Source organism: Candidatus Omnitrophota bacterium (assembly GCA_016929445.1).
In the GTDB taxonomy this organism is placed as follows: Bacteria; Omnitrophota; Gorgyraeia; order JAFGIU01; family JAFGIU01; genus JAFGIU01.
Map to the genome: position 1 here is coordinate 1 of JAFGIU010000132.1, position 8145 is coordinate 8145.

At 54.0% G+C, this 8145-nt stretch carries 7 protein-coding genes; 5 read left to right on the plus strand and 2 right to left on the minus strand.

From position 1 onward, the window contains the following. The 4 genes from JW937_10285 to JW937_10300 all read left to right on the plus strand — a co-directional run. Positions 1-2310 (plus strand): hypothetical protein (locus JW937_10285; protein MBN1587797.1); only part of this gene is annotated, 2310 nt, incomplete at its 5' end. A 123-nt stretch (positions 2311-2433) separates the two neighbouring features. Beyond that, entirely contained in the window at positions 2434-2604 is a 171-nt protein-coding gene (locus tag JW937_10290) for a PLDc_N domain-containing protein (GenBank protein ID MBN1587798.1), read from the plus strand. Positions 2605-2615: 11 nt separating this feature from the next. Continuing rightward, entirely contained in the window at positions 2616-2960 is a 345-nt protein-coding gene (locus JW937_10295; protein ID MBN1587799.1) for a hypothetical protein, read from the plus strand. 133 nt (positions 2961-3093) lie between these two features. Further along, positions 3094-3792 (plus strand): HAD family hydrolase, encoded by a 699-nt coding sequence (locus JW937_10300; protein MBN1587800.1) that lies wholly within the window; start codon positions 3094-3096, stop codon positions 3790-3792. 72 nt (positions 3793-3864) lie between these two features. Here the strand turns inward: JW937_10300 and feoB are convergent, their stop codons facing one another. Both feoB and JW937_10310 read right to left on the minus strand, forming a co-directional pair. Then, positions 3865-6087 (minus strand): ferrous iron transport protein B, encoded by a 2223-nt coding sequence (gene feoB / locus JW937_10305; protein ID MBN1587801.1) that lies wholly within the window; start codon positions 6085-6087, stop codon positions 3865-3867. Next, positions 6084-6344 (minus strand): ferrous iron transport protein A, encoded by a 261-nt coding sequence (locus JW937_10310; GenBank protein MBN1587802.1) that lies wholly within the window; start codon positions 6342-6344, stop codon positions 6084-6086. The genes feoB and JW937_10310 overlap by 4 nt, the downstream gene beginning before the upstream one ends. 431 nt (positions 6345-6775) lie before the next feature. Between JW937_10310 and JW937_10315 the strand changes: the two genes are divergently transcribed. Then, positions 6776-8145, plus strand: a 1370-nt coding sequence (locus JW937_10315; protein MBN1587803.1) for a hypothetical protein, incomplete at its 3' end; no start/stop codon positions are given.

Here is an 8145-nt window from a genome sequence, read left to right on the forward strand (position 1 = left end):
CACGATCTTTGGACGGGGACTCTTGCCCAAGTACGTCTGGACCCCATCAAGTACGCGGCCATTGGGGACTCCGTGGCCATTGACTACGTGCGCATTTTGGAGCCGAGCGGTCCGGCCCCGGAAGTCGGCTTCTGGGAATTCAACCGGGAAGGAGATGCCGAGGGGTGGCGATATACCCGAGGTGTGGAGGATGCGGAGGTTATAAACGGCGAATTGAGGGGCACGATCAGCGATTGCGATCCGCAACTCAAGAGTCTCACGCACTTGGGGCTTAACGGAGACGAGAAAGCGCTTGTGGAGATCGGGTATACGATTAATAGCACGTATGACTTGGCGCAATTTTATTGGGGGGAAGGGGATCTGGTTCCCGGCAGCGGGGGCCGCGGCATTGAGTTCAATGTGATCTCTGACGGGCAATTCCATGTGGCCGCTTTTGACTTCAGTACCCACCCGAATTGGGGGGGTACCATCAATCAATTCCGACTGGATCCTCTCAAGACACCGGCCATGGGAGACACGGTGGCCATCGATCATATCCGGGTGCGGGATACATCCAGTTTTTCGGATCCTTTAGAACTTCAATGGGAATTCGAAACTGCGGGAGACGCCGAAGGCTGGAGTACGGCCGGCTTTGGAACCACCTCCGTAATGGGCGGACAATATCGAGCCGAGCTTGTGGGGCCTGAGGGTGTGTATATTTCACCCAATGAGGTCCGATGGAACCCTCAGAAGTACACGGAACTCCTCCTGGGAATTCGCGCCTACAGCTCCGGAGATCTTTACAGGCTGGGGCGCCTGCAGTGGAGTGCAGGAGAAGAAGATCCGGTTCTTAGCTCAAGAGGTATGGACTTCCAAACACTCGCGGATGGGGAACTCCATGAAATGGTCCTCTATCTTGGAGGGCAACCCACTTGGGAAGAAGGTTATCTGAGTAACCTGGCGATCATGCCGCTGAGAGACGGCGTTACGGGTGAGTCCATCCATTTGGATTATGTGCGTTTAATGGAGCCGGAGACCGTATGGGATTTTGAGACAGAAGGCGTGTTGGAAGGATGGAGTGCGTCGGATGACCTTACTAACGTGTCTGTAAGCGGCGGTATGCTCCAAGCAAATGTGATCGGGACGCACCCGACTTTGGTACAGGATTTTGTGGAGCCCGTCAATTCCGAAATCTACAACAAGTTGGAAATTACTTACCAGGCAATCAGCTCCTCTATTTCAGGCGCTATAGGCTGGGCCAGAGAGGGTGAAGAATTGGGGAGCTTAGGGCAAATCCAAGATTTTGAAGTGTTGGGAGACGGCCAGTTACATACGATTCTCGTCTCCATGGCAAAGAATGTGGCCTGGTACGGTTCCATTGAGAGTCTCAGCGTGGAGCTTCCGTCGACTGCTCAGGTGGGGGACACCCTTGAAGTAGAATCCATCCGTTTGCTCAGCGGAGACGGGGATGTCTGGGTAGAAGATCCGGACCCGGAAGCAACAAAGGATACTTCGTTTACGGCACGGAATAAACTGGCATTTAGTGTGGGCAATGAGATCTGGTACTTTGTTGAAGATCTCTTTATCCTCGATCCGGTCGCGAATACCTGGACCCAAAAGGCGCGCGAGTGGCCCACAGAGCTTCTGGGAGGCACTGCAACTGCAGATGCAGTCTATGTCTTGGGGACTTACGGTAGATTGTGGAAATACGATCGTGCGACACAAATCTGGTCGCGTGCAGTCGACGCACCGGAAGGCACGGATCCGGTTGGAATGACTTCCGCACAAGACCGGGTCTTTACTTTTGGTATGCAGATTATGGAGTACAACCCAGCATTCGATACCTGGGTCCAATTGCTGACTTTGCCGGAAAGCTTTGCTCAAAATAATCTTGCTGCTATTGGAGAGATTATCTATCTGACAAGTGCGACTCACATATACAAATACAGTCCTGAATGGAATGAATTATCAGTTGAACATGTAATGAATCCAGAGCGGCCGGAGAGGGTAGTGACCGCGTGTTTGGGGAAGCTGTATTTTACCGGTGGGCCCAAGCCAACGGAAAAAATGGAAATGTATGATCCCTCAACAGGGGTTTTTTCTCAGAAGGCCGACTTGGTTCGGCCACGCACACAGCACGCCGCGGCAGGTCTTAACGATGTGATCTATGTATTTAATGGGTATAACACGGTAAGACGTTGGGTTCCTGATCAATGGGTGCCACCAATACCGGGCGATATCATACCTGGCCATTGGGTCACTGTTTACTACGACCACACCGTGGTAGGCCGCTATCATCCTGAAGCACCGAAATACGCCACCGTGCGCTAGTCAGGCCGCCGCTTGGGGAGAGAGCAAAAGCCTGGGGCAGAATACATTGCAGCAGCAACCCGGCAGCTCTATAATGTTGCTCACAGTCTGGCAGGAAAGAAGGCCACAAAAAGGAGGCTCCTTATGAATGGATTGCTGGGCCTGATTGTTCTGGTACTCGACGTCATCGCGATTATTGATGTTGTCAAGAGCTCGATGGACACAGCGAAGAAGGCACTCTGGATTATCTTGATTCTGGTCATACCCGTTGTGGGTATGATCTTGTACTTCCTTATCGGAAAGAAAAAGGCATAGAGGAGACATTGATGATTAGAGGTATTCGCAGGTTCGGGGCGATGGGGCTGGCATTGATTGTGTGTGTGGGAATTGCCGCGTGTGGACAAAAAGCAGAGTCCTCAGCCGCTGCGATTGACCATGCCAAGACCTTAGGGACGGTCGAGGCTCAAGCACAATACTTGGTTAAGCAGGGGCAGGCTTTCTTGAATTCCAAGCAATACGAAGAGGCCATGCAGACAGTCAAGTATGTGCTGAGCAACGTGGATAAGTCGTCGCAGGAAGCACAAAAGATTCTCCAGCAAGCCAAGGATGAGATGGCTGCCGCGGCCCAGAAGGCGGCTGCAGATCTGAAAGGATCTTTGGGCGGTAAATAGCGGGAAGGCAAACATAACAGAGCAGGATTAGTTTTACAAAGCCCTCGCTCTTCACCGGAGCGGGGGCTTTTCGTTTGGTGCCAGGCACCGGTGCCAGGCACCAGTGCCTGACACCGAAGGGGAGGCTAGAGGTATGTCTTGGGAGTGTGTGATTTTTGATTGCGACGGCGTGCTCGTGGACAGCGAGCCGGTGGCAAACCGCATTCTGGCGGAGTTCTTGACGGATCTGGGCTTGCCCACGACCACGGAAGAATCCATCGCGCTCTACATGGGGCGTTCTTCCCAAGATATCCGGGACATGGCGCTGAAGAGCCTGGGCCGTCCGTTGCCGGAGCATTTCTTTGAGGAGTTCAATGAAAAGCTCCTGAAGGTCTTAGCGCAGGAGACGCATGCTGTGCCGGGGATTACCGAGGTTCTGGATCACATTCCATACCCCGTGTGCGTGGCTTCAAGCGGAACACACGCAAAAATGGAGTTGACTTTAGGAAACGCGGGTTTGCTCGAGCGGTTCAAAGGAAGGATTTACAGCGCCACGGAAGTGCCACGGGGCAAACCCTATCCGGATCTTTTTCTGCATGCAGCCGAACAGATGAAAGCCCAACCGTCTCGCTGCGTCGTAGTGGAGGATTCGGCGCCGGGTGTTCAAGCCGGGATTGCCGCGGGCATGAAGGTCCTTGGCTACACCCGTTTGGCTGAAGAAGCCTTATTGCAGCAGGCCGGCGCGCTCACCTTCGCCGATATGGCAAATCTGCCGGGACTCCTCAGTCATGGTTCGGGGAGTCATCCAAAGGGCATCCCTGCGCGCAACAGCTCTTCTTCTTATTCTTCCTGAGAAAAAAATACCATCCCAGGTAAAGCGCTGCTCCGGCCACGACCCCAAAGGCAAAGATTTCGGAAGTGTTCATTAGCTGAATCCCAACAGCCGGCCGCCTTGGAACACCACAAAAGAACCCAGCCAGGCCAGCAAGGTCATATAGGCAATCATGAACAAAGGCCAGCGCCAGGAGTTTGTTTCCTTCCTAACGATGGCCACCGTGGACATGCACTGGCAGGCCAGCACAAAGAAAACCATCAAGGAAATGGCGACCAGAGGTGTGTAAACCGGGGCCCCGGTCTCCGGTGAGACCTGGTTGCGCAATTTGTGAATCAGATCCACAGAGGTCTCTGACCCGTCATTCCCCACGTTGTACACAATGGCCAGCGTGCTGACCAAAACCTCGCGGGCTGCAAAGGAAGCAATCAGGCCGACCCCTATTTTCCAGTCAAATCCCAGGGGCTGGATCACCGGCTCGATGAGCTTGCCCAAGCGTCCTGCAAAGCTGTAAGTGAGTTCCTCACTGGCTTGCTTATGGTCGATCTGCAGAAGGGTTCGCGTCAAGTCTTCCCCGCTGAGTGTCTGAGTTGCCTGGAGGCGCGCTTGTTCAAAGTGCTGTACCTGGGATTCGGATTTTGGATAATTGGCCAAGAACCAGAGCACAATGGAAATGGCAAAGATGATCGTGCCGGCCCGGAATAGAAATTCCTTTGACCGGTCCCATACGATGAGCAAAACGGAGCGCAACTGAGGAATTCGGTACGGAGGCAGCTCCAAAACGAACGGGGAATGGGGGCCTTTGAGCAGGGTATTCCGGAACAGCGCAGCCATGCCGAGTCCCGCAATAATGCTCAGGAAATACATGGAGAGAAGCGTCACGCCTTTTAGGTCAAAAATGCCTAATACCGGCACGGCCGGAATAAAGGCCCCGATCATCAGCGCATACACGGGCAATCGGGCGCTGCAGCTCATCAGGGGCGCCACCAGAATCGTGGCGAGCCTGTCCTTAGGATCCTGAATGGTCCGCGTGGCCATGACACCGGGAATCGCGCACGCAAAGGAACTCAAAAGGGGTAAAAATGCTTTGCCATTGAGCCCCACTTTCTTCATCACCCTGTCCAAAACAAAGGCCGCGCGCGCCATATAACCGAAATCTTCAAAAAGGGCGATAAAGAAGAAAAGTAAAAAGATTTGAGGCAGGAAAACAGCCACATTTCCGACGCCTGCAATGATCCCGTCCACAATCAAGCTGCGCAAAACGCCTTCAGGTAACAACCCGGTGATAAAAGCGGCAATCGCCTGCACAAAGGATTCGACGACGCCCATAAGCGGCTCGGCCCAACTAAAAATGGATTGAAAGACCAGGCCCATTAAAAGCATGAAGATGACCAGTCCCCAGAATTTGTGCGTAAAAACGGAATCGAGCCGGTCGGACAGCGAAAGGGAGGCATCGGGCCGGTAAGTGAGAATCCGGGAGATCAGTGCGGCAATGCTTTGATAGCGGCTTTCGGCTTCTGCGGCAGCCCAATCCACTCCGGCAGATTTTAGCCGAGCACGCACCTGCTCTGCGGCCTTCCAAAGTTCGTCTCCGTTTGAATTGTTTTTGAGCAAAGGACTGCCGCGCCACGTGTCGGAAATCAATCGAAGCGCTTCGCCGCAGGCAGCCTTATGCCGCTGGGCAAAGGTGGCCTGAATCTTTTCACAAAGGGCGTGGACTTCATCCTCGACCCGTTTATCCAGCTTTGGACTCAGCACGCCGGGCTTCTTGGGAAGGGGAGTGTCCTTCAGATGTTTGCCGATTGCCTTGCGCAGGTCTGGAAGTCCCATGCCTGTTCGTGCGTTCCCGGCAATGCAGTGGACTCCGGTGAGTTCCTGGAGTTTTTCCAAATCAATCTGCATTCCCTCGTCCAGAGCAAGATTCCACATATTCAGGAAGAAAATGACGGGCAGCCCGATCTCCAAAACCTGTGAAGCGAGGTACAGGTTGCGCTCCAGATTGCTCGCGTCCAGGATCAAAACCACCAGGTCGGGAGCAGGAGTGCCTTGCTGCATGCCGAGGAGCACATTGTGCACGATCTCTTCATCAATGGAATGGGGCGACAGGCTATATGTTCCGGGCAAATCCAGAATAGTGACGGGTCCCTCATCCAGCACGAGCGTTCCGGTACGCCGCTCCACGGTGACACCCGGATAATTTCCGGTGGTGTGGCGCATCCCGGTCAAGCCGTTAAAAACCGTGGTTTTTCCGCAGTTGGGATTGCCTAGAAGAGCGACTTCTTTGCGTTTGGAATGGGATTTTCGCGCGGTGCTCATCGGGTCTCAATCTTCTCTAACACGATACAAGAAGCGTCGGCCCGGCGGATGGATACATTGAAGCCGCGGACTGTAATCTCCATGGGGTCCCCGAAGGGCGCCAATCGCTTGACCGCAACCTGGGTGCCCCGGGTCATGCCCAACTCGCGCAGGCGGTGCAGAATGGCGTTATGGCAGGTAAATTCGAGCACAACACCGGAGCTGCCTTCCGGAAGTTGCCCCAACGAAACCGGGTTTTGTACGTGATCTGATGGCATCGAATAGGCTCCCTTTCAATTGCGATTCAATCTGAATTTGGCTATTATACCCCACTGGCTTTGATGTCCAAAAGAAAGTTTTTGACAGAGGAGGCAAAGCGGAGTCTCTGTTTGCTTTGCCTTAAGCTCTGAAAATTACTTACCGGGACCCAATACGGCTGACTGACGCAAGGTAATGCCTTACTAAAATGCAGGAAACCAACTCCTCATAAATCCTACCCTATCATAAGCCCAATTATTACGATTTATTAATCACTCTTAAAATATCAGTAGTATTTATTTTGTATTTATCTGTAATTACAGCGCTTAAGGTCTTGAAACCCTTGCGGATAGGTGCTAAACCTTGTCCTATAGAGGAGGCAACTTAATAAAACACTCTTCGTTATTATTAAGTAAGCTATGTTTGGCCCATCTCCTCTAAGGAGGCGCGCATGAGAGGCCTGAGAGCGAAAGAGCACCGGATTTGGATCTGGCTGGTGGTTGTCAGCCTGAGCGTGCTTGGAGCTCCGGCGGGCTATGCGGAGGAGGCGGCCGAAGCCGTCGCGGATTCAGGTGAAGGCGTTTACGAGGCCGGAGATTGGGTCCCCCTGGAAGAAAGCGGCGCACAGGAAGAGGGCCAGGGTGAGGTTGCCCTCCGTCAGGCGGCTGAGCCCACAGTCTCTCTCATGGCCCGCGCCGAATCCGAAGCGCCTTCGGAGGAATCCGCAGAATCCGAAGCACAGGCCGAGGAAAGCGCGACTCAGGGCCAGGCGAATGCAGGAGCCGCCACAGGCGGGGGAAGGCATTTTCTGGAAAAATCAGGCCGGCTTCTCTCTCCGGATTCGCAGGAACCTGAGCCCGGGCAATCCGCTGCAGATGGGCAAAGCAAACGTTCTTCTAATTCTGTTGCACAACCCGCACCCGTTGCCGAGGAACCGGTCATTGACGTGATAGGCGCTTCAGGGACCGCATCCAACAGCACAAATCACAAGACAACGGCTGCCGGATCCTCTTGGTGGAGCGCGCTAAGCGCACCCAGCTGGGCCTCTGAGGAATCGGAGACGCTTCAGGTGGAGAGCTCCTCAAAAGCCGCTGCGCAGCCGGAATTCCCCCAGCAGATTGACGGGACTGCGGCCCAAAACTCCGCGGCCATAACGGATTTTATCGATACCGCCTGGGTTCTGCCTAAGACCGGCACCCTTACGCAGGCAATTGCGATGGTCCAGGAAGGGCTCTCCCAGGCCCCGGATGCTACTCCGGATTTTATGGACATGGATGCCGGAGAAGAGCTGGCTATCCCTGTGGCAATCGGTGAGTTCATCAACGCGGAAAACCAGATAGTCTTTGTGGGTGCGCCCGCAGCCTATGGAGTGGAATTCACAAATCAATCGAATGAGACGCTGGTGGTGGTGCTATGGTTGCGGGGTGATACGCCCAATGCTCCTGTACGCCGCGTATTACAAGAGCTTGGGCCGGGCGAGACCGTCAAGATACCCTTGGAAACGCGTTTTGGCGAAAGGGAAACCGGCGTGCACCAGATGACTCTATCTGTCCAGATTCTTACTGAAGAGGGGGCACTGGAAGTCGCGCGCAGCCAGAAATTCGAGTTGGTGATCGAAAAGGTTGAACGCCCTGAAAACGATCCCCAGGTGATCCGGGTTTGGGGTTTTGAAAATCCCAATGAGAGCGCTTGGACCGCAGGACCGGATATTGAGGAACTCAATGTGTGCAGCGGCAACTTGCATGGCCGCACAGCAGGGGCCAAGGCCGCTGTGCTGAGTCCTATACTCAATACGCCTTTGGCTGAAGTCAAAGGTGTGCG

Bases quoted from the DNA above. Each gene is read 5' to 3' on its own strand.
- feoB (MBN1587801.1), bottom strand. From the start codon at position 6,087: ATGAGCACCGCGCGAAAATCCCATTCCAAACGCAAAGAAGTCGCTCTT.
- JW937_10295 (MBN1587799.1), top strand. From the start codon at position 2,616: ATGATTAGAGGTATTCGCAGGTTCGGGGCGATGGGGCTGGCATTGATT.
- JW937_10310 (MBN1587802.1), bottom strand. From the start codon at position 6,344: ATGCCATCAGATCACGTACAAAACCCGGTTTCGTTGGGGCAACTTCCG.
- JW937_10290 (MBN1587798.1), top strand. From the start codon at position 2,434: ATGAATGGATTGCTGGGCCTGATTGTTCTGGTACTCGACGTCATCGCG.
- JW937_10300 (MBN1587800.1), top strand. From the start codon at position 3,094: ATGTCTTGGGAGTGTGTGATTTTTGATTGCGACGGCGTGCTCGTGGAC.